Origin of the sequence: Thermococcus celericrescens (genome assembly GCF_001484195.1) — an archaeon.
Lineage (GTDB): Archaea > Methanobacteriota_B > Thermococci > Thermococcales > Thermococcaceae > Thermococcus > Thermococcus celericrescens.
This window is the reverse complement of record NZ_LLYW01000007.1, coordinates 1-21,299: the sequence shown is the minus strand read 5'-3', so window position 1 is coordinate 21,299 and position 21,299 is coordinate 1. Positions and strand designations below refer to the sequence as shown.

The 21,299-nt window shown below is 55.4% G+C and carries 21 protein-coding genes and 1 pseudogene; 9 read left to right on the top strand and 13 right to left on the bottom strand.

Annotation, left to right across the window (positions count from 1 at the left end; genetic code table 11):
• Position 1 precedes the first annotated feature (1 nt).
• Positions 2–1,297 (top strand): bifunctional hydroxymethylpyrimidine kinase/phosphomethylpyrimidine kinase, encoded by a 1,296-nt coding sequence (gene thiD / locus APY94_RS02380; protein WP_058938121.1) that lies wholly within the window; start codon positions 2–4, stop codon positions 1,295–1,297.
• Here thiD and APY94_RS02375 read toward each other — a convergent pair.
• From APY94_RS02375 to APY94_RS02350, 6 genes are read right to left on the bottom strand one after another with little or no spacing between them, the layout of a single operon-like run.
• Positions 1,266–2,402 (bottom strand): hypothetical protein, encoded by a 1,137-nt coding sequence (locus tag APY94_RS02375; protein WP_058938120.1) that lies wholly within the window; start codon positions 2,400–2,402, stop codon positions 1,266–1,268. The two genes, thiD and APY94_RS02375, sit on opposite strands and share 32 nt — an antisense overlap.
• Entirely contained in the window at positions 2,374–3,000 is a 627-nt protein-coding gene (locus APY94_RS02370) for a hypothetical protein (RefSeq protein ID WP_058938119.1), read from the bottom strand. The genes APY94_RS02375 and APY94_RS02370 overlap by 29 nt, the downstream gene beginning before the upstream one ends.
• 38 nt (positions 3,001–3,038) lie before the next feature.
• Positions 3,039–3,791, bottom strand: coding sequence for a heparan-alpha-glucosaminide N-acetyltransferase (locus APY94_RS02365; protein WP_058938118.1), 753 nt, complete (start codon positions 3,789–3,791; stop codon positions 3,039–3,041).
• A gap of 37 nt (positions 3,792–3,828) precedes the next feature.
• Positions 3,829–4,431, bottom strand: a complete 603-nt coding sequence (gene mrtA / locus APY94_RS02360; RefSeq protein ID WP_058938117.1) for a CPBP family archaeomyxosortase MrtA — start codon at positions 4,429–4,431, stop codon at positions 3,829–3,831.
• Positions 4,432–4,439: 8 nt separating this feature from the next.
• The gene (locus APY94_RS02355) at positions 4,440–5,348 is read right to left on the bottom strand and encodes a hypothetical protein (protein WP_058938116.1); all 909 of its coding nucleotides are present in this window, start codon (positions 5,346–5,348) and stop codon (positions 4,440–4,442) included.
• A 42-nt stretch (positions 5,349–5,390) separates the two neighbouring features.
• Positions 5,391–6,431 (bottom strand): FKBP-type peptidyl-prolyl cis-trans isomerase, encoded by a 1,041-nt coding sequence (locus APY94_RS02350; protein WP_058938115.1) that lies wholly within the window; start codon positions 6,429–6,431, stop codon positions 5,391–5,393.
• Positions 6,432–6,613: 182 nt separating this feature from the next.
• Here APY94_RS02350 and cysS point away from each other — a divergent pair, with 182 nt between their 5' ends.
• The 3 genes from cysS to APY94_RS02335 all read left to right on the top strand — a co-directional run bounded on the left by cysS (position 6,614) and on the right by APY94_RS02335 (position 9,113).
• Positions 6,614–8,044: a cysteine--tRNA ligase gene (cysS, locus tag APY94_RS02345; RefSeq protein ID WP_058938114.1), complete on the top strand. Its 1,431-nt coding sequence runs from the start codon at positions 6,614–6,616 to the stop codon at positions 8,042–8,044.
• 88 nt (positions 8,045–8,132) lie between these two features.
• On the top strand, positions 8,133–8,780 hold the full coding sequence (locus APY94_RS02340) for a phosphoribosyltransferase (protein ID WP_058938113.1): 648 nt from the start codon (positions 8,133–8,135) through the stop codon (positions 8,778–8,780).
• A gap of 12 nt (positions 8,781–8,792) precedes the next feature.
• Positions 8,793–9,113 (top strand): hypothetical protein, encoded by a 321-nt coding sequence (locus APY94_RS02335; RefSeq protein ID WP_058938112.1) that lies wholly within the window; start codon positions 8,793–8,795, stop codon positions 9,111–9,113.
• Here APY94_RS02335 and APY94_RS02330 read toward each other — a convergent pair.
• Complete coding sequence (locus tag APY94_RS02330; RefSeq protein WP_058938111.1) at positions 9,086–10,882, bottom strand: DUF4932 domain-containing protein; 1,797 nt, start codon at positions 10,880–10,882, stop codon at positions 9,086–9,088. The two genes, APY94_RS02335 and APY94_RS02330, sit on opposite strands and share 28 nt — an antisense overlap.
• Before the next feature lie 93 nt (positions 10,883–10,975).
• Between APY94_RS02330 and APY94_RS02325 the strand changes: the two genes are divergently transcribed.
• A complete protein-coding gene (locus tag APY94_RS02325) occupies positions 10,976–11,968 on the top strand; it encodes a metal ABC transporter solute-binding protein, Zn/Mn family (protein WP_058938110.1) in 993 nt (330 codons plus the stop codon).
• Between the two features lie 73 nt (positions 11,969–12,041).
• On the opposite strand, the gene APY94_RS02320 is transcribed toward APY94_RS02325, so the two are convergent.
• The 4 genes from APY94_RS02320 to APY94_RS13920 are packed head-to-tail and all read right to left on the bottom strand — an operon-like array spanning position 12,042 to position 16,845.
• A complete protein-coding gene (locus tag APY94_RS02320) occupies positions 12,042–12,953 on the bottom strand; it encodes an ABC transporter permease (protein WP_058938109.1) in 912 nt (303 codons plus the stop codon).
• The gene (locus APY94_RS02315; protein WP_058938108.1) at positions 12,950–13,996 is read right to left on the bottom strand and encodes an ABC transporter permease; all 1,047 of its coding nucleotides are present in this window, start codon (positions 13,994–13,996) and stop codon (positions 12,950–12,952) included. The genes APY94_RS02320 and APY94_RS02315 overlap by 4 nt, the downstream gene beginning before the upstream one ends.
• Positions 13,993–15,516, bottom strand: coding sequence for an ABC transporter ATP-binding protein (locus APY94_RS02310; protein WP_058938107.1), 1,524 nt, complete (start codon positions 15,514–15,516; stop codon positions 13,993–13,995). The genes APY94_RS02315 and APY94_RS02310 overlap by 4 nt, the downstream gene beginning before the upstream one ends.
• Positions 15,517–15,558: 42 nt before the next feature.
• On the bottom strand, positions 15,559–16,845 hold the full coding sequence (locus tag APY94_RS13920; RefSeq protein ID WP_058938106.1) for a BMP family lipoprotein: 1,287 nt from the start codon (positions 16,843–16,845) through the stop codon (positions 15,559–15,561).
• 123 nt (positions 16,846–16,968) lie between these two features.
• On the opposite strand from APY94_RS13920, the gene APY94_RS02300 reads away from it, so the two are divergent.
• On the top strand, positions 16,969–17,418 hold the full coding sequence (locus APY94_RS02300) for a hypothetical protein (protein WP_058938105.1): 450 nt from the start codon (positions 16,969–16,971) through the stop codon (positions 17,416–17,418).
• 152 nt (positions 17,419–17,570) lie between these two features.
• A complete protein-coding gene (gene ftsY, locus APY94_RS02295) occupies positions 17,571–18,476 on the top strand; it encodes a signal recognition particle-docking protein FtsY (RefSeq protein ID WP_058938104.1) in 906 nt (301 codons plus the stop codon).
• An 18-nt stretch (positions 18,477–18,494) separates the two neighbouring features.
• Here ftsY and APY94_RS02290 read toward each other — a convergent pair whose 3' ends face one another.
• Together APY94_RS02290 and APY94_RS02285 are read right to left on the bottom strand one after the other, a co-directional pair.
• A complete protein-coding gene (locus APY94_RS02290; RefSeq protein WP_157065442.1) occupies positions 18,495–18,947 on the bottom strand; it encodes a hypothetical protein in 453 nt (150 codons plus the stop codon).
• 16 nt (positions 18,948–18,963) lie between these two features.
• Complete coding sequence (locus APY94_RS02285) at positions 18,964–19,431, bottom strand: hypothetical protein (RefSeq protein ID WP_058938102.1); 468 nt, start codon at positions 19,429–19,431, stop codon at positions 18,964–18,966.
• Positions 19,432–20,480: 1,049 nt separating this feature from the next.
• Between APY94_RS02285 and APY94_RS13120 the strand changes: the two genes are divergently transcribed.
• Both APY94_RS13120 and APY94_RS13580 read left to right on the top strand, forming a co-directional pair.
• A complete protein-coding gene (locus tag APY94_RS13120; protein WP_157065441.1) occupies positions 20,481–20,726 on the top strand; it encodes a hypothetical protein in 246 nt (81 codons plus the stop codon).
• Positions 20,727–21,029: 303 nt separating this feature from the next.
• A pseudogene (locus tag APY94_RS13580) lies at positions 21,030–21,299 on the top strand (RNA-guided endonuclease InsQ/TnpB family protein); the annotation flags it as partial.

Below are 21,299 nucleotides of genomic sequence, written 5' to 3'. Positions count from 1 at the left end.
CATGGCCGTCTTGATAATAGCGGGCCTCGACACCGGCGGTGGAGCGGGTCTAAAAGCGGACATCGAGACGGTCTCGGCTTTAGAGGAGCACCCGCTCCCGGTTCTCACTTCGGTTACCTACCAGAACCCGGGGGAAGTGAAGGACTATCACCCCCTCCCCCCTGAGGTAGTACGGGAGCAGATACGGGCCGTTAGGGGGCATTTCGATATCAAGGCAGTCAAAGTGGGCATGCTTGGGAGCGGGGAGATAGCCAAGGTCGTCGCCAAGGAGACGGAGGGCTTAACAAGGGTCTTCGACCCAGTGATGGCTTCGAGCACCGGTGAGAGACTCATTGACGACATTGAGTCGCTCAAGGTCCTCGTGGAGGGCTCAATAGTTACCCCAAACGTCCCGGAGGCCGAAGCTCTAAGCGGTCTTAAAATCCACTCCCTCGAGGATATGAAGGAATCCGCCAGGTTCATCGCCCAAACTCTGAAAGCTGAGGCGGTAATCGTCAAAGGCGGCCACCTGAACCTAACCGATCTCCTCTACTGGCGGGGAGAGTTCTTCAAGTTTCCCGGGGAAAGGGTTGGGGGCTTCACCCATGGGACGGGCTGTGCATTCTCCTCGGCCTTGGCCGCTTTTCTGGCGAAGGAGTTTGAGCTTCCAGAGGCAGTGAAAAATGCTAAGAGCTTCGTCGAAGGCGCCATAGGGTTCTCAAAGGCCGAAGCAAAGGCAGTCAATCCACTCTGGAAGCTCCAGAGGGACACTTACCGCTGGAGGGCGAGGGAAGAGCTTGAGAAGGCCATTGAAGAGCTGGTGAAGCTCGGTGAGAGGCTCAACCCTCACGTTCCAGAAGTCGGGACGAACTTCGCCTTGGCAACCCCCCTCGGCGAGGTCTTCGCCGTCAAGGGCAGAATCGTCCGCTACGGGAAAACGGTTAAGCCCGTTGGCCCGGTGGAACTTAACGCCAGCGACCACTTGAAGAGGGCTTTGCTTAAGATGCGCGAGTTCTACCCAGAAGTCCGGGCCGTCCTGAACCTGCGCTATTCGGAAGGGCTGATAGCGCGGGCTAAAAAGCTCGGCCTAGCGGTTTCCTTCTACGACAGGCGGGAGGAGCCTGAGGAGGTAAAGAGGGCCAAGAGAGGAACGATGGAATGGGGCATAGAAACTGCCGTAAGAAGGGCAGAAAAAAGGCCCGACGTAATATACCACCTCGGGGACTGGGGCAAGGAGCCAATGGCCCTAATCTTTGGAAGGGACGCGCAGGAGGTGGTGGAGAGGGTCAAGGTTCTACTTTCTCCCTCTCCTCGATGAAGACCCTCACGTGCTCCGGCGCTCTCTCCTTTATCTCCTCAGCCAGCTCCGGCCGCTCGAAATAAATTTTGAGGAGAACCTTTCCCCTGCGCCACCGGTTTTCGATTCTTTCCGCCGTTCTCAGAGCGGCCTCGTGAAGTCCGGAGTTAATAAGCGCTATGGCGGCGGAATGGTACGCCTCATCGCTTCCGATTTCCTCCGCCAGTTTCAGCCCCTCGTCGTAGAGTCCTCCCCAGGTAATCCTGTAAACCAGATGTGCCATAGCTTTCCCCCTGTATTCCATGGGCAAACTGCGGTAGAACTCCTCCACCACACTGAATGGCACTTCGGAGCCTATCTCAAAGACCGCCGTGAGGAAATGGTTTGGATTCCTGAGAGTTGATATCACCTCCAGCGCACCATCAACGCTGTCCCTGGCAAGGAGCATTGAAGTCAGCCGAGAAATCTCCTCCACCTCCCAGGGGGCGTAGGCAGGGGGTAAGGCATCGATGTCGACCGGGTGAGCGTCAAGCAGGAGGCGCAGTAAAGCTTTGGCCCGGCCGAGAATCCGGGGGTAGTTTGAGTAGCCGAAACGGAGGAGGGTTTCCCTCATTGCCTCCATATCTCTAACTGCCATTGCGATGAATCTAACCGTGCTGTCGAGCCACTCATCGACCGGAACTTCATCGTACACCCACTGGTGCGGGCCGTACCATTCCAGCGAGAGGACGTGGATTCTCTCACCGTCCGGAACAAGATGGAGGCCTATGAAGGGATCGTAGGAGCCGAGGTCAAGTACCGAATGCTCGTCGAAGAACGGCTCTAGGTTTCCCCCTGTGAGGGCGCGGAGGTAGGGTGAATCATCAACGCGCCCCGTCCGGAGTTCGATTGGTTCGGCGGAGCCACTAATTCCAAGGAGGGAGAAATTGAAGGCCGCCATCTCCTCAGTGGCTCTCAGAATGCCGCAGTCTGCCGAGAAGAGGGGCACTTCTCTGCCGATCAGAATGTAATCCCTATCCTGCAAAATCGATGAGCGGTAATATTCAATGTCCCCACTCTCCAGGAGTCCCTTAAGATTATAAAGGAGTGTCCCCCTGTCAATCCCAAACTTCCAGTTTACTTTCATAGCCGACCACCTTGAGGAGAAGCCTGACCGGGGCTGTATTGCGCAGGAACTCCCGCTCCAGTCCCAGTGGAGAGTACCTTTCCCACAGCTCTTCCATATCCCACGGAAACGGCCCGAGGAGAAAGTCCATTATCTCCTTCTGCACCCCGCTGACTGGGATTTCTCTTCTATCACCGTCTCCAACCGCAACGAGAACGCCATCCTTGACCTCAAAGGCCGTCCTATCTCCAGTACCGAACTCGTGAACGAGCCTTCCTCCTCTGACTCTGCCAGAGAGCTTTACACCTGTGATGTTGGCTATCTCCTGCGCGTCTCTGAACCTTCCGTCAATCCACGCGAGGAGGCAGAGCAGGCCCTCAACGAAGCCGAGGTAATCGGCCCGGCCCTTCACCACGACCCACCTACCGAGGGAGAACTCGACCTCCGCCTTAGGCTTGGCACATTCCCTAAGCCGGTAGCCTAGGCCCGGTGAGAAGAGCTTTCCCACGAAATCGTTCTCGTCCCTCGTCGCCTCGTCCACGATGGCCTCCAGTGCGGCCTTCTTTATACACTCTTGTGGGTTGTCATCATCTAGCACGGCTCTGATTTCCACTCTCATACGATTTAAAGTTGGAACTGACCTTTTAAATTTTCCGGTTATATTGGAAGCCCCGGAATCGGACCGTGGATAAGTCTAAGCAGGCCCACGAGAACCGGCTGGTGGAGGAGGTAAATAACCAGCGTGTGCCTGCCCGCGAAGGTTATGAAGTGGATCGCGGGACTCTGCGGCAGGGAAAGATGCATTTTTCTTGTTCCTCCGGGGTAGAAAACGCTCCCAGCGGTCATTCCCAGGAGGTACACCCCGAACCAGGGAAAAATCGGGAAATAATCGGGGGCGAAGTAGTTCTCGGGCGTAATGCCCAGGGGGAGGAGCCAGAGGCCGTCGTGGAGGTTGCTTACCAGGAGGTGGCCGAAGAGGAAAAAGAAGGCCCAAAAGACGTTCTTCCTGCTAAAGCGATAGAAAGGAACCGCCAGCAGGGTAGCCACGCCGAGGAAGTGGAGGATTCCAAAATGAATCGTCATTTCGCCCGGGAGAAGGGAGGTGACGAGGGTTATGAGCATACCAAGGCCGAAGAGCTTGAGAAAGCGTCGGAAATACTTCCTGTATGGTTGGGGGTTTCTCTTTACCGTTCGGGAATAGCTTATCCAGAATGAGAGACCCGATGTGAAGACGAATATCGAGGCGGTGGCAACCGCGAAGGAAAACCAGAACGTACGGTGCCCGGAGTAGTTGAGGAAGAGCCAGAGGTCTGTGACAAAGTTTGAGACCACCATCATCGTTATTCCGATACCGCGCAGGAGATCAACCTCCCAGTACCGGCCCTTCAGGTACACTTCGGCGCCGAGCATAAGGTCTCTTGGGACTGATCCCTAATATCCATTTCGCCTATAGGAGGACACATAGGACGTCGAAGAGCACCGAGCCGAGCCAGTGAAGGAGAAAGCTGGGGAGAAAGCTCTCGGCCCGAAGGTCGAGCTTGGCGAAGACTATTCCCGCCACGAACGAATAGGGAACCTCTATGCCTGGCTTTCCAACGTGGACGAGGGCGTAGGGAACATCCTGCGCCAGAATCCCGAGCCACTCGTTCCTCTTCGCAAGGGGAAAGAGTAGTATTCCCCTGTAAAACGCCTCGTGGGCGAACATTATGACCCCAACGGCCAGCTCCTTGACGATGAAATCAAGCGGTCCCGAGTATTCAAATATTGGATAGTACTCCTTCATCGACGGGATTGTCGTGCCGTAGAGGCTCAGCGGGATGGTGGCAATGAAAAGGAAAAGGGCCCACCGATACTCAGAAAGCCTGCCCGCCTGAACCCCCAGCTCCCCCCGTTCGAAGCCTAGGGCATACGCCAAGACTAGGGGGAGGGCAAAGTAGAACAGGAGGTTGTAGCCCGCCCAGAGGAAGAGCCCGCCGCCGCTGTAGCGGACTGCGAGGATAAATGGTATTGAGAGTGCATAGAGAACGTACGGGTTGCGTCTGAGTTTCATAGTGACACTCACACCATGAAGCTTATCTGGACGTTGTTTGCGTACCTCCTTATCTCTATGCCCCGGTTCGTGAACACTATGCCTATTTCAAGCGGTCTCTTTGGATTGGCCCTTCTGATGACCCTTATGCCAACCTCCGTTCCAATCCGGTCCTTGTTGAGACGGTTCATGTAGGAGTAGAGGAGGGTGAGGAAGTTCCTGTAGTCCTGCATCTCCTCAAAGAACTCCTTCTGCTCCGGATTTAGCCGGGGGTATATGTATCTGTGGAAAAACCAGTCAAAAGAGCTCCGTGTTTCAGTCGCGTATGCAAAAAGCAGCTTATAGAACTCCATGTTCTTGTTGCCGAACGAGGAGTCTATACCTGTTATGGCCCTTCCGAGGTAGCTGGATGCCTCGCTTAATTTCATATTTATCAGCGTCAGCTCCATGTCTCCCCCGCGGAGGCCCATCTGAATGTACCTGTCCGCTCCAAAGTCCATGTAGATTGTGCTGTAGAAGAGAATCAGCCTCCGCGGACGGTAGTTCATCTGCTGAAGAATCCGACGAAGGACATCGCCCAGCCTGTTCAGCTGTCTGGGGTCGCCTATCATGAGGGCCTCTATTCCCATGATGCTGTCCTGAAGGGCCACATCATTATCAAGCCAAAATTCAATCTCCCTCCGCCATCCGGGCATGTTGTATCTGTTGAGAACCTTCAGGTCCACGATGGAGACGGGAACCTCCTTTTGAATCCTTCCGAATCTCCTCTTGAAAATCACCACCGGATGATACCCCGTCGAAGGGTTGAGACGGGAGACCGGGATTTCACTCACCTTACGAAGGGCCAGCAACGCACTCCGAATCTTTGGAACGTCATCTTTAACGAATTTTGAGCCGAGGTCTTCCAGCAGTATCCTAAGCCTCTCCTCGCTGACCATGCACCACACCAGAATAGATATAAAAAGAAGGGATTAAAAACCTCACTCCGAGTCCTCGGCCGTGGACTCGCCCTTCTTCTCCTCGGCCGCCTTGGTCTTCTTCTTGCTGGTGGTCTTCTTGGTCGTCGTTCTCCTGGTCTTCCTGCCCTTGGTGCTCTTTCTGGAGGTGCTCTTCCGGGTGGTCTTCTTTTTGGTCTTCTTCTCGGTCTCTTCCTTCTTCTCGGCCGCCTCGGTCTCCTCGGCCTTTTCACTGGAGGGTTCCTCGGCCTCCGCTACCTCCTTTTCCTCGACCTTGGTCTCGCCCTCCTCGGTCTTCTCAACGAGGGGCTCGCTGACCTCTTCCTCGAGCTCCACAACTTCCTCGCTCTTCTCCTCGGGCGGCTTGAGGAGCTCGTCAACGCCCGGCTTGAAGTTGACCTCCTCGTAGCCGATGAACTTGAGGTCGCTCTCAAGGAGTATCTCTCCGAGGACAAGGGTGTTCCTGTCAAGCCCAGCGTTGCTGAAGTCCACGGTAACGTCCTTCTCGCCAACCTCGATGATGACCTTTCCGGTGTCCACCCGGGGCATGCGGAGCTCTATCAGGGCCTTGACCTTCTCTATCGGATCCTCAATCTTCTCAACAACCTCTGCCTCGTAGATGAGGTGCTTGCCGGCGTAGGGGTGGTTGAAATCAACCCTCACGCGGCCACCGCTGACGGTGAGGACGCGGCCCTTGAGCTTCCTGCCGCCCTCGGTCTCGATCTCAATGGGCATTCCCGGGAACGGGTAGATGCCCTGCCTCCTGAACTGGCCGAGGGTGAAGGTCTTGATGAGCTTGGGGTCGCGCTTTCCAAAGCCCTTCTCGGGCGGAACTATTATCTCATACTTCTTTCCGACCTCGAGGCCCTCAAGCTGCTCGTCGAGGCCGCTGAGAACGTGACCGGCGCCGACGGCTATCGGAACCGGGCCGTAAATACCGTTCTCGTTGTAGATTCCGGCTTCCTTGGCAACCTCCTCGTAGGTGGTGTCAAAGACCTCGCCGGTCTCCTTGACCTTTCCGGTGTAGTGAAGCCTTATGACGTCTCCCTTCTGAACCTTCATCATCGTAACCTCCTTTTTCCTGCTCTACCCCGGATTGAAAGGGTTACTTTTTAAGCTTTTGCCGGTGGCTGTGCACACACACCTCCCGACTTCCAAAAAAGAGCGGGCCGCGTACACAAATCTGGCCATAATGAAGGCGATAACCTAATAAAAGGGCTTCGCGAAGTTCCCCCGGTGGTGAGAAGATGGCCATAAGAGTGTACAACACCCTGACAAAGCAGAAGGAGGAGTTCAGGCCTTTGAGAGACGGGGAGGTCAGGATGTACGTCTGTGGGCCAACGGTTTACGATTACACTCACCTCGGCCACGCCAGAACCTACGTGGCCTTCGACGTTATCCGGAGATACCTTGAGCACCGCGGCTACAGCGTTCTCATGGTTATGAACTTCACCGACATCGACGATAAAATCATCCGCAGGGCGAATGAAACCGGCGAGGATCCGAGGGAGCTTGCCGAGAGGTTCCTCCGCCTCTTCCTTGAGGACATGAAGGCCCTGAAGGTCAAGCCCGCCGACGTCTATCCGCGCGTCACAGAGCACATGGACGACATTATAGAGTTCGTGAGGAAGCTCCAGGAGAAGGGCTACGCCTACGAGGGAAGCGACGGCGTGTACTTTGAGGTTCAGAGGTTTAAGGACTACGGAAAGCTGAGCGGGATAAAGCTCGAGGAGCTCAGGAAGGGAGCACGCGTCGAGCCCGGCGAGGGCAAGAAGAATCCCGAGGACTTCGCCCTCTGGAAGAAGGCGAAGCCCGGAGAGCCCAAATGGGAAAGCCCCTGGGGGGAGGGAAGGCCGGGCTGGCATATCGAGTGCTCCACGATGAGCACCAAGTACCTCGGCGAGAGCTTTGACATCCACGGCGGCGGCAACGATCTAATCTTCCCGCACCACGAGAACGAGATAGCCCAGACCGAAGCCTGCACAGGGCACGAGTGGGTCAAGTATTGGCTCCACACCGGCTTCCTGATGGTGAACGGGGAGAAGATGAGCAAGAGCCTCGGCAACTTCGTGACTATCAGAGAAATGCTGGAGCGCTACGACCCAGAGGTTATAAGGCTCTTCATCCTCCAGAGGCACTACCGCTCACCGCTCGACTACACTGAGGAGGGCATGGAGCACGCCAAGAACAACCTTGAGAGGCTCTACAACACCCTCGAGAACATCCGCGTGGCCATGGAGCGGGCCGATATAGCATTCAAGTGGGGCCAGGAAGAGTTCGAGGCCTACGAGGCGATAAGAAACGCGAGGGAGAAGTTCTACAGCGCCATGGACGACGACTTCAACACTGCCGAAGCTTTAAAGGCGGTGTTCGAGGCGAGCAACGCGGTCAACAGGTATCTAACGAAGGTTGAAAAGCCGAAGGAGAGCATCCTCCGCAAGGCGCTGGAGTTCTTCAGGATTGTAAGCGAGGTCTTCGGCATCTTCGAGGACTACTTCAGGCAGCAGAGGGCGGGCGAGGAGGAGGCCCTTATCCAGCTCCTCATTGACGTCCGCGCCCAGCTCAGGAAGGAGCGCAACTTTGCTTTGGCCGACAGAATAAGGGCAGAGCTCAGGGAGATGGGCATTCAGCTCGAGGACACCCCGCAGGGAACGGTTTGGAAGAGGGTTAAAGTCTAATTTCCCACATTTTTGTCATCTTTCAATCAAGGCCCCAGAGCAAAACACTTAAATACACCCTTCCCTCCGCTCAATTAAGGGAAATCCAATGAAGAAGTTTCCGGCTTATCTCGCTTCTTGGGACGACATAGAAAGGTGGGCAAAGGAAGGTGCCTGGAAGATTCTGGAGGACGGATGGAGACCGGATGTTATAGTCGGACTCGCCAGAGGAGGCTGGGTTGCAGCGAGGCTCTACTGCGACTACCTCGGCGTCAAAGACCTCGTCAGCCTTAAGGTCGAACACTGGGGCGTTACCGCAACCCCCGACGGCAAGGCCAAGCTCAAGTACGGCACCAGCTACGACCTGAGCGGCAAGAAGGTTCTCATCGTCGACGACATCAGCGACACGGGTGAGAGCCTGACGCTCGCCAAGAACTACATCGAGGGCAAGGGGCCGGCCGAGATAAGGGTCGCCACGCTCCTCACCATCAGGGGTTCGCGCTTCAAGCCTGACTACTACGGCGAGGAGATCGATTGGGCGTGGATAGTCTTCCCGTGGAACTTCGTTGAGGACATGATTAACCTCGTTGGCAACCTCCTTGAGGAGAAGGAAGCCTTAACCACCGATGAAATCATCGACCTGTTCAAGGAGCTCCACGGGATGGAAGTCCCGAAGGGCAAGCTTGAGGAAGCCCTCAGAATGGCGGAGCGCAGGAAAGTTTTTAAGTTCCGCGAGGGAGCCTGGCGCAAAGCCTGAGGGTGTGATAGATTGGACCGGGAAAAGAAGGTTCAGGAAATCAGGAACCACAGCGTTTACGCCAGGGAAATCTATGAAATGCACAGCGAGAGCATAGACGAGGTGCTCGAGAACTACGACGGTCTCAAAGAGGACTACCTCAACGACCACTCCCGCGCCCGCATCGTGAGGATCGTCTTCAACGAGGACAACGGTCTTCCGCTGGCGATAGAGTTCAACAGGAAGGACGACAGCTTCAAGGGCTTCACAATAGCTATCGGAAAGCCCCACATCAGGAGCAACGGAAACGGGAAGAAGGGAGAGAATCACGAGGTTCCTGAAGCCTCAGGCTGAACGTAGAACCCCATTTCTATTCCCTTTTCACTCCATATTTCGTAGCTGCTGAGGTAGTACGTCGGGTTCTGGAAGAGGGCCGTCAGGTTCCTGTTCTCCCCAGCCACCCAGACGATGTAGTTTCCCTGGTTGTAAGGGTTCCTCACGGCCATTATCACGGCGGTTCCCGTGATGTTGCCGAGTTCTCCCGTGATAACGGGGTCTTCCTCATTACTGGTTAGAACGTAGGAGTAGACCTCCCAGTCGGGGTTCCTCTCGAGAACCCAGTGGTCGTCTCCCACGGGCACAAAGCGAAGCGGAAAGCCCTCGTCCAGCTCATCGACGAGCGAGTTTGAGTAAGGCCCTCCGACCAGCACCAGGTTCAATCCCATGTCCTCGTCGGTGACGTTCACGTCCGCCTTGACCGAAACCTCCACCGTCCCGTCCCACTGGGAGTAAAAGACCCTGAGGTTCTCTGCTATGGCCTCGGCCGTCTCCCTGTCCCTCTCGACCCCCGAGGGGTCGGGGTTCTGGGTTCCGTAAACTACCACCACCCTACCTTCCACCGCACCCCTGTCGAAGGCCCTCAGCGGGGTCACCGGGACGCGCTCGCTGTAGAGCTTCCCGGCATTCTCAGGGGGAATCAGGGTTCTCAGATCCACGAGCATCTCGTCCACGTAGTCGTCAAGGGGAACGGAGTTCTGGACGCTCATTGCCGCGTACTTGCCGTAGAGCTGGAGCACCTCGTCTATCCAGAACTCGCCCCAGGCCCTCTGGAGCCACACCGCCAGAGCCGCGTAGTCGGGGTCCACGTTGGAGAGCGCGAAGTCCAGCCAGCCGTCGGCGAAGCCCTCGTATATCATGCCCGTCCTGTCCCAGAAGTGAATGTCGTAGCGCGCGAGGTAGGGCATGTCCCCCTCTATGGCCTCCTCCAGGTAGGCCAGCGCGTAGGCGTCGCCGTAGTTGGCGTAGAGGCCGGGCAGGGTAATGTCGTGGCCAAGCTCGTGGTAGACGAAGCCCAGGTAGATAAGCTCGTCGAGGCCCGTGTTGTTCACGTAGTCCATGTTAAGGGGCAGGCCGAACATCGTGTCCCTCGCCGTCTTGTAGCTCCAGGCCGTCCTCTGGGGGTCGCGCCTCACGAGCGGCACCATTCCCCCGGCCCCGTATATCTGGACGCCGTCCCTGACTGGGTTGAAGCTGTGGCCGTGTATTGCCACCAGGAACGGGTGCAGGAACTCGAAGCGAACGTTGGAAACGTCGGTGTAGCGGCCCATGAATTCATCCATCGGGAGAAGCGAGAGGGCGTTCTCGTATATCCCGAGGTCCTCCCAGTAGTAATCCTGGTGGGTTCTGTAAAAGGTCATGAAGTCGCTCTCCCTGGCGAAGTCTCTCAAAGCCTCGATGAAGTCGAGTGTCCAGGGGTCGCCGATGTTTCCCCAGGGCTGGAGCTCAGGCGGTTCCGTGCAGAGAAGGAGGTAGTATTCGGTGTAGTACAGCCTAAGGTCCCTCTCCGAGATGGAAGAGGTGTTTTCAAGGTGCTCCCGCAGCATCTGAACCGCGCGGTGGTTCCTGTAAGAGGCGAAGTACGAATCAACTTCATCGAGGTAGCCGTCGCGGTTTATGACGAAGGGATCGCTCCGGCCAAAGGCGAGGTAGTAGACCACGCTCAGCAGCTCCGAGTTGGGGCTTATCTCGACGCCCACCCGTTCGGTCACATTGTAGCCAGTCACCTGCGGCGCGGCCGCTCCGATGAAGAGCGTGAGGATTATTAAAGCCCACAGTCGCTTCATCACGACACCCGGTGGTATTTCGGCGGAGGATATTTAAAGCTTCCGACAGCTTTTAAAGCCCAACCGGAAGATAGGGAATTCGGGTGACCGAAAATGAGGGCGAGAGGATTGATTATCACACTCATCTTACTAACCGCGGCGGCCGGGCTCATCCCCTTCGCCGGAGCCTCGTCAGGAAAACCCCTCATAGTTACCAGCATAGCCCCGATTGCCTCAATAGTTCAGGACGCCTTCGGGGACTCCGTGGATGTGGTTTACATAATTCCCCCCGGCGCGGATCCCCACGAGTACCAGCTGACCGCGAGCCAGATCGAACTCCTGAGGAAAGCCGACGTGATAGTAACCACCGGCGGCCACCTGCCCGTGGAGAAGAAGATAGCCGAGCTGAAGGAGGAGGGAACAATAACTGGGGAGGCGCTTTTCCTCGATGACTACAAGCGCGAGGGCTTCCGCTATCTCCCCGAACACTGGTACAACGATAAGGACAACCCCCACGGGATATGGCTCGATCCCACCAACGCGCTGGCCGTGGCTAAGGCGACGGAAAAGGCTCTTGAAAGCGTTGATCCGGTACACTCAGACGTCTATGAGTCAGAATACAGGAGCTTTGAAGAAAGGGTAAATGCCATTGTCGAAGCATACCAAGCCCTCGCGGGCAAGAATCACACCGCTGTAATTCAGATGCCCTCAGACCAGTACGCGATTGAGTGGCTCGGGATAAAGGCGGTAGCGTCGATAAAGCCCGAGGAGGAAGTGCCCGCAATCGGGGTGGACGACCTGGTTCCAACAGCGAGGAAAGCAGACATCATCGTCTACGCCCTCGACAGCCCCGACCAGATGAAGGACGCGGCGAAGGAGCTCGCCGCCAAGAGCGGAAAGCCCTTCGCCGAGATAACGGTCTTCTGGAGCGACAGGCCCTACACGGAGGTTCTAATTGAGAACAGCGCGGCGGTGGTTAAGGCCCTCGGCGGCAGGCCGGGAGAAATCCTGCCGGTCCAGAGGGACGACGTGGAAAGGTACGTGGCGCTCTCCCTGGTCGTCGGCATCGTCCTTGGCGTCGCCCTGGGGGTCATACTCAAGAAATGATCGCCCTTCTTTTCCCCATTGTGGCCGTATTTTGCCATCGTGGAGGCAAATAAAAAGCAGAGAAAAAAATGAGTCACTCCCTCTTGTATGGCCTTCCGTCCCACTTCGGCGGCCTTGCCTTGCCGATGATGCCCGCGACCACTATCAGGGTCACGACGTACGGAAGGGTCGCTATGAACTGCCAGGGTATAGTTCCAGCCAGCCACGGGTTGTTCTGGATGTAGATGGCGAAGTTGTCGAAGAACCCGAAGAGGAACGCTCCTCCAAGTGCCACAACCGGGTTCCAGCCGCTGAAGACCATGTTGGCGAGGGCTATGAAACCCCTTCCCGCGGCAATCGTCTTGGTCACCGTTCCAAGCCAGTCAACGCTCAGGTATGCCCCTGCAACGCCCGCCAAAGCGCTCGCTATCAGTACAGCCGTGAAGCGGTAGAGCTCAACGTTTATTCCGAGCGCGTCTGCCGCCTCTGGGTTCTCACCGACAGCCCTTATCCTCAGTCCGAAGGGCGTCTTGAAGAGCACCCACCAGGCTATGATGGCTATCGCTATCGTTATCGGCACCATGGGGCTGAGCGAGTTTCCAAAGGCGTCCATCCACAGCGGACTAATCTGGGCGTTGCTTGGAACCTGGTGCTGGCCGGCGGTTCCCCAGTAGGCCCTTATTCCGAAGGCAACGGCACCAAGACCGAGGAGGTTGAGGCCTATACCAGGAATGACATGGTCGCCCTTGAGGTATACCGTCAGGACGCCGTGAAGGGCGCCGAAGAGCAGGCCGACGAAGGCCCCGCCAAGCAGTCCAACCCATCCGTTGCCTGCCATCTCCGCGAAGATTGCCCCGAAGAACGCCGAGAACATCAGGATTCCCTCGTAGCCGATGTTAACCACTCCTGCCCTTTCGCTTATCACCGCACCGATGCTCGTGAGGGCTATTGGAACCATCGCCGCCAGCGAGCCGAGGAGCAGGCTGATCACCATCGTCTCGTTCATGCCTCACCCCTCCTGAGGAGCTTTGAGAATATGTCCAGCAGGCCGGGCACGGCGACGGCTATGATGATGATTCCCTCGATGACCTTGACCATCTCAAGGGGAACGCCCGCGAACTGTTGCATCGCGGTTGCCCCTGCACTCAGCGCGCCGAAGAGTATTCCCGCGAAGATTATGCCGAGCGGGTGGTTCCTGCCGACGAGGGAGACGCCTATTCCGTCGAAACCGTAGCCGTAGACGTTGGCCAGTCCCTGGGTTATCGCGTAGCTCGGCGGTGTCCCCATGACTATTCCGGCCCCGGCCAGTCCGGCCGTCATTCCGCCTATGACGAAGGACCATATCGCCGAGCGTTTGGGGTTGATTCCGCCGTATTCCGCCGCCCTCGGGTTCTGACCGCTGGTTCTGAGCTCGTATCCAAGTTTGGTGTGCCACATGACGATGAAGATGACCACAGCGGAGAGGATTGCTATGATAAAGGCCCATGAAAGGCTCGTGCTCTTTACGAGGAGGGGAAGCCTCGCGCCCGGTGGAATTGAAAGTGTGCTGTTGGGGTCCTTGGGGTTGTAGTAGACGCTCACGGCGAGCCAGCTCACTAGGAAGAAGGCAATCCAGTTGAACATGATGGTCGAGATGACCTCGTGCACTCCCCGGTAGACCTTGAGAACGGCCGCCGGGAAGGCCCACAGGGCTCCAATGAGCAGTCCCGCGAGGAGGCCCGCTATAGGGTTCTGGAGGTACTGGGTGACTATTATAGCCGCTATCGCACCGAAGTAAACCGTTCCCTCGGCACCGATGTTGAATAAGCCCGTTCTTGCCCCGATGGCGAAGGTGAGGGCGGTCAGTATCAGCGGGGCGGACTTGCTGAGGGTTTCGGCTATCCCATCGGTCGAACCGAGGGAACCCATTATCAGCCAGTAATAGGCCGAGGTTGGGCTGTAGCCGCTGAACCACAGCACGAGTGCACCTATGAACGCGCCTATAAGTATCGCGAGCACGCTCTCGGCAATGGGCTTGACGTAACCCCTAAGATCACCCTGGAGGCTCATGCCTTAACACCTCCCATCATGAGTCCGATCTGCTCCTCGGTTACCTCGTCCGGCTTGACTATCCCCATGAACTGGCCCTCGTACATTATCGCCATCCTGTCGCTGAGCTGCAGAACCTCGTCGAGGTCAGCCGAGACGAGCAGAACGGCCTTGCCCTCGTTCCTGAGCCTCACGAGGTAGTTCCTGATGTACTCCGTCGATGCAACATCAACACCCCTCGTCGGCTGTGCCGCTATGATGAAATCCGGCCTCTTGCTGACCTCCCTCGCCGCTATGAGCTTCTGCTGGTTTCCTCCGCTCAGGCTCTTCACCGGGGCCCTCGTTCCCGGCGCGCTGACCTCGAACTCCTTGATGAGCCTCTCCGCGTGCTCTTCAACTTTGTCCCAGTCGAGGAGGACTCCCCTGGAGAACTCCTTTCTCCAGTGCATCCCCAGTATGGAGTTTTCCATCACGCTCATATCAAGGATCAGTCCCATGTGCGTTCTGTCCTCTGGAATATGCGCCACTCCCATGTCGTAGAGCTCCCTCGGCTTCTTGCCCGTTATATCAATGCCTTTGAGGTAAACCGTACCCTTCTCCACCTTCCTAAGCCCGGTTATGGCTTCGATGAGCTCGCTCTGACCGTTGCCCTCGACACCGGCTATTCCGAATATCTCTCCAGCGCGAACCTCAAAGGTGAGCCCCCTAACCGCGTCCTCACCCCTGTCGCCTTTCACCCACAGGTTCTCAACGCGGAAGATAACCTCGCCGGGCTCCTTGGGAGGTTTCTCAATCCTCAGAACAACATCCCTTCCGACCATCATCCTCGCAAGAAGCTGTGGCGTTGCCTCGCTCGTCTTAACCGTTCCAACGACCTCTCCCTTCCTTATGACCGTCACCCTGTCTGTTATCTCCATGACCTCGTTGAGCTTGTGGCTGATGAAGATTATCGTCTTCCCCTGCTCCTTGAGCTTTCTGAGAACCGTGAAGAGCTCCTTGACCTCAATCGGGGTGAGAACCGCTGTGGGCTCGTCAAGGATGAGTACGTCAACGTTGCGGTAGAGCATCTTGAGGATTTCAATCCTCTGCTGAACTCCAACCGGGAGGTTCTCAACCGGCACATCGAGCGGAACCTGAAAGTTCAGCTCGTCCATGAGCTTCCGAAGCCCTTTTCTGGCGTTCTCAACGTCTATCTTTGAGAATAGCCCGTGACCTTCCATTCCCAGGATTATGTTCTCGAGAGCGTTGAAGACCTCAACGAGGGTAAAGTGCTGGTGGACCATGCCTATTCCGTTCGCTATGGCATCCTCTGGGCTTTTGAAGCGGACCTCCTTTCCGCGGAGGAAGATTTTTCCCCTGGTCGGCTTAAGCATTCCGAAGAGAACCTTCATGAGTGTGGTCTTTCCGGCACCGTTCTCGCCGAGGAGGCCGAGGATTTCGCCTTCGTAAACCTTGAGGGTAACCCCCTTGAGGGCCCTCGTCCCGTCGGGGTAAACCTTGACGATGTCCCGCATCTCAAGCACTGGAGTTTTCTCTTCCATCCCTATCACCTCCAAAAGGGAAACAAAAAGAGGGGAGAAGAATCACTGCTTGTTGTTCTCGTAGTAGTCAAGGGCCCAGTAGGCGCCGAAGCGGTAGCCGCCCTCGAACTTGTAGAGAACCGGAATCTCCATACCGAGGACGATACCGATGGTGTCCTTGTTGTCGTTGAGAGCTATCAGCGCCGCGAGGGCACCCGCAAGGGTTGAACCCTCGTTTTCCTTGAAGAGAACCATCTGGACGTTGTGGGGCATCTCTGGGTCGTAACCGTCTATGATGACGAACCTCTGGTCCGGATACTCCTGGGCGACCTGCTTAACCGCGTTGGTCATCATGAATCCAACCGCGATTATGATGTCGTACTCACCGGTCTTGGCGAGGCTCCTGAGGTTCGGCAGGTAGTCGTTCTCGCTGTTGCTCTGGAGCTCGATGAGGTCAAGGCCAAACTCCTTGGCGGCCCTCTCGGCACCCATGTAGGCCATGTCGTTGAAGCTGAGGTCACCCCTGCCGCCGACGTCGTAGACGATGGCTATCTTTTTCGTATTCTGTCTGCTGTTGAGGCTCTCGTTGAAGTAAGTTTCGGGCTTGGGTTCGCTCGCACTCCAGTTCTTGGCGTATTCCTCCATGGCCTTCCAGTCGTCGGCCTTCCTGAGGAGCTCAATCTGGTCCTTGGAGGTGGCCTTCGGAACGATTATCTGTCCGTTGACTATCTGGTTCTGGAGGTCGTCAACGGCCCCCCAGATCCAGTCTGGAACCTGATTTCTGGTCTGCTCAAGGAACTGTATGAGCTCGTCCTCGCTCTCGAAGCCGAGGTCCTGGAGCTTCTTCTCCTTGACGTCGGCCGGGAGGGAGTCAAACATGGCCTTGACGTCTTCTATCGTTGAGAGCTTAACACCGCCCTCCTTGAGGCCGAGCTCGACGACACCACCCCTGAACTGGTTCTCCTCGGCCTGCTTGACGGCGTTGTAAACACCAACGTCAACACGCTTCATCATGCTCGCTATTATAACGCCCGGCTTAATCCAGTCCTGGGCAGAGTCAACACCTAGCGCGAACGGAGGACCCATCTTCTTGTCGTTGGCCTCCAGGTAGTCACCGACGGCCTCGAAGACACCGAGACCGGTACCGCCAGCGACCTGGTAGATGACCCAGGCGCCCTGCTGGAGCTGGGCCTGCGCCGCCTGCTTCCCCTTAGCAGGGTCTCCGAATGAACCGGTGTACGTGTAGAGGATGTTTATTCCGGTTTTTTCTTCCCCGCCGCTTATGCAGCCGCTGGCCACTACACCGAGAGCCAAGATGCCAATTAAAAACAAGCTAAACAGCTTCTTCATGCTAACACCCCGCGAGTTTTCAAAGGTATACCCGTAAAGCGCAATATATACTTTATGGTCCCCAGGAAGCCGAAAATTTGAGAAAGAATTTTAACCTCAGAGTAAAAGTTTTTTGTGATGACCATGCTGAAGAAAATAGCCGAACTGAACTCGGGAGCCATTTTAATAACTGGAGACGGGAAGAGGCTTGCGAAAATATACATCAATGCCTGGAGCAAGGATGGCAGGCGCGTGCTTGCTGAATACATTCCATTCCAGGTGAACGGTGACGTCTACATCGGCCCACCGTTTGAGAGTGACGACTTCGATGTGTACCTGATAATCAACCCCCTCTCGCGCTCGAAGGCTGAGAGGGAAAGGCTCCAGAAGTGGCTGGGAGAGCACAGGGACAAGCTCATTCTGCTGTACGAACATAAGTACGTGAAGGATTCGATAACGCGCTACAGAATCAAGGACTTCATTGACTATCTAATCGCATACAAGAGGGAAACCGTCGGGTTCGAAAGGGTCGATGTGATGCGTCTGGAGGACGGGCGAATAGTCGAGAGCAAAACCTACGTCAGGAGGTACTGAACGGGCACGTACGGTTTATAAACCCCGGGGAGGAGACACTCCCGCCCGATGACGAGTGGCTTCGGGTCTGAGGTGTGATGACACCAGCTATCGCCGAGGGCACTTCATAATAATTATATAGGCTTAAGTTGCTCGCTCATCAGGTGGTAAAGATGCTGGGAAGGCTCAAGGAGAAATTAGGCTCATTTGTGGAGAGGGTTGCCCAAACTGAAATAAGCGAGAAGGACGTGGAAAATGCGCTCTGGGACCTGGAAATAGAGCTCCTTGAGGCGGACGTGGCACTTGAAACCGTCGAGGAGCTCAAGGAGAGGATAAAGGAGAAGCTCGTCGGCCAGAAGGTCAAGATAGGTACGAACAAGAAGGCACTGGTTGAAGAGGCCGTTCGTGAGGCCGTTCTTGAGGTCCTGACACCGGAGAAGAAGATAGACCTTCTTGAGCTGATAAAGTCTAAGGAGGAGAAGCCCTTCGTCATAGCCTTCGTGGGCTTCAACGGCTCCGGGAAGACAACGACCATAGCCAAGCTCGCCCACTGGCTCAAGAAGAACGGTTTAAGCGTTGTCATAGCTGCCAGCGACACCTTCCGTGCAGGGGCGATAGAGCAGGTCGAGGAGCACGCAAAGCGCGTCGGGGTTAAGGTCATCAAGCACTCCTACGGTGCCGACCCTGCTGCCGTCGCCTACGACGCGATCCAGCACGCAAAGGCGAGGGGGCTGGACGTCGTCCTTATAGACACAGCAGGCAGAAACGAGCTGAACAGAAACCTCATGGACGAGATGAAGAAGATAGCGCGCGTAACCAAGCCCGACCTGGTGATATTCGTCGGCGACAGCCTCGCCGGCAACTCCGTCGTCGAGCAGGCGAAGCAGTTCAACGAGGCGGTGAAGATCGACGGAGTAATTCTCACCAAGCTGGACGCCGACGCCCGCGGCGGTGCGGCGCTGAGCATAAGCCACGCCATCGGCGCGCCGATACTCTTCGTCGGCGTCGGCCAGGGCTACGACGACCTCAAGCCCTTCGACGAGAAGTGGTTCGTCGAGAGGATTTTTGGGGAGGAGTGAGCCCCCACCTCTTTTTTCTCACACACTAACCGCGAGCCCCATGCGAACCACAATCCAGACCGCAAGGAAGCTCAGAACGGCCGAGACTGTCCAGAGGGCTTTATCCGTTCTCCTCACCTGTATTTTCAAAACCCTCTCCCCAACCCACTGGAGGATGGGAATGAGGAGCAGAACGGTGGGCAGGGCGATTCCTTCGTGGACGGCCAAGAGCGCCGTGCCGGTTAGCACGGCGACTCCAGCGGAGCCCGAGAGAATGGCGGTTTCCCTCCAGTTTCTCCAGAGCGAGAGAACCGTGAGAAGGACGAAGGGAAGCGCAACGGCTAAGAAGAAGACCGGGGAGGGAGAGAACTCAAAGGAACAGGCGGGAGGGCTTCTCGACCAGCAGAGGGCCTTCACGTAGTCCTCTCGCGGGACGGCAAAGGCAAGTGCGAACTCGACGATGGGGAGCAGGAATGGCATGACTCGTCTCATGGTGCTTCCCCTTCCATCAGCAACTGACCGCAAGCCCGCCGAGTATTATCGTAAGCACAACAAAACCCGGCAAAAAGCCCTCGATAGCGAGCAACGCCTTCTCTCCTTTTCCTTCCCCGAGCACAGCACCAACGCCGACGGAGATGACGGGCAGGGCCAAGAGAGAACTATCGGGGTTTATGAGGGAGACGAGAACCACCAACAGAACGGGCACTCCAATCGCGAGACCCGATTTCTTTAGGGTGGCTTTCTTGAAGAGGAGAGACAGGGCGAGCAAGACGAGAGCGGGGAGGAGAACGAAAATGACAAAAGTTAATGATGGTGAGTACTCCCCCCAGCATTTGATGACTCCACTGCTCAGATGAATCATTCCGCCTTTGATGTAGTAGTCGTCCAGCCGGGGTGCGTTGTATGCGAGGAAAAGCTCCCACGCCGTTGATGAGGCAAGGACAAAAAGATGGAAGAGAGTTCTTCGGGTTTTCATGGTTTGCCACCTTCTAAATTGAGATAGATATTCTGCCTCATACCATTATTGATATGCCATTCCACACCATAATGCAGAGGATAAACGAGACTATGAGTGACGTGGCTATCCATACCAGCCTTTCCGCTCTTTTTATAGGGCTGTCCAGTCTTATACATGGGAGGCTATACAGGACCACCGGGACTATTACAGGCACGAAAAAAGGAAATCCATGACTCTTCGAAGAGGTACAGGAGAAGAAGCGTTACCAAGACAACGGCAAGCGAAGGGATCCCAAATGCTACGAGCTCGTCCCATTTCTTCCAGAGGCCGAGGATAATTGAGATTAGAAACGGTGCCGTCACGAGGAGAACGAAAGTTGCTGATGGGCGAAAGTGGAAGCCGCAGATTGGATAGGGATGAGTCTGAAGGCAAGAAGCCCCGACGTAGTATCCCGAAGGGAGTAAAATCATGAGCAGGACCTCCCATGTTGGAAAAAGGAAAAGATAAAGGAGCGAGCGAAGCTTCATGGGTTCACTCACCACCTATTAACACCATACGGCTGTGAGTTCAGCCGCTATTATCATGCCTATTATAAGGCTTGGTAGAAAGCCCGCAATACTGAGTAGCACTTTTTCCCACTTGTCTTTCCCAACTACCCGTTCTGGTTAGCCGTAACTTGCGTAAAGTTTGTAAACCCCGTTACGACTAACCTTCCAGCCTCCCCTCTTCATAGGCTGGCTTTCGGGGGGAACGGAAACTCCCCACATCTTCAGGCTTTTCAGCAGCCTCCATTCAGGCTTAACAACCCCACATATCAAGGACTGCCCATCACAACAAAATCCACCTCAAAACTATTTAAAAATTACGGCAAGACAAAAAACACCAAAACTTCACACTTCTAACCATCTATGAAACAGCCACGCCAGATAACGATCTTACATCACCTGCTTTCATGGACTTCACCCCATTGGGTATCTCTAGCACGCACCGTGGAATTGAGCAGATATTACCCATATAACCACCAGCCCCAGTAAAAATCCTTCAAAGGCAAGAATTGCCCTACCCCCATGTCCTTTCCGAGAAAGATTCCATCGCTCAAGGACACAAGTATGAGGAGAATAAAATCGATGGAGAGGTCAAGTATGAAAACTGGTGCTATGGTAGCAACCAATAGTGAAAACAACATGGAGATGCCAAAATTTCTAACCGATAAATCCCTGTGGAAAATATACGAAGCTAGGAGCACGAGCGCGGGAAGAAGAACCAGAACAATGAAAATTGGAGAAGGGAAATACGCCCACCAACAGGCGTAGGACCTCCGGCGGGGCCAGTCCAGTTCTCGAAATGAACCATTCCGCCTTTAATATAGTATCCTAACATGAATTTCAAAGAGAGGTATTAATTCCCACACAAAAGCAAAAAGAGGAACGAGGATTCTTGGGAATTTCATGGAGTTACTTTTTTCTTCTGAAGGCCTCGTCCTTTAGGGTGGGGATGCAGTAAACCGCCCAACAGCCTTTAAACAGGAAAGCAAAACTATTTTAAAGCCTAAAAAACATTACCATACTTTAGAATGAAGCGGTCAATAACGGTAAAACTCAACCCTCAAAAACCCAAGAGAAACATTCAAATCCGAAATAGGCTCGGCAACAGTTCAACAAATCTGCAGGAAGAACGCCGAAAGCTGGAGAAGCTTCTTCTCACTCTTAAGGAACACGCGGAACGGAGAACCCCCCAACTGGCTCAAACCCAAACCACCAAACTACATCAAGGGAGAAGGCTTAATAGTCCTCAGAAACGACCAATACAAAATTGAAGGAAACAAACTAATCCTCAAAGGCCTCGAAAAGTTCAAACGCCTCGAAATTCAATTCAAGGGGAGAATA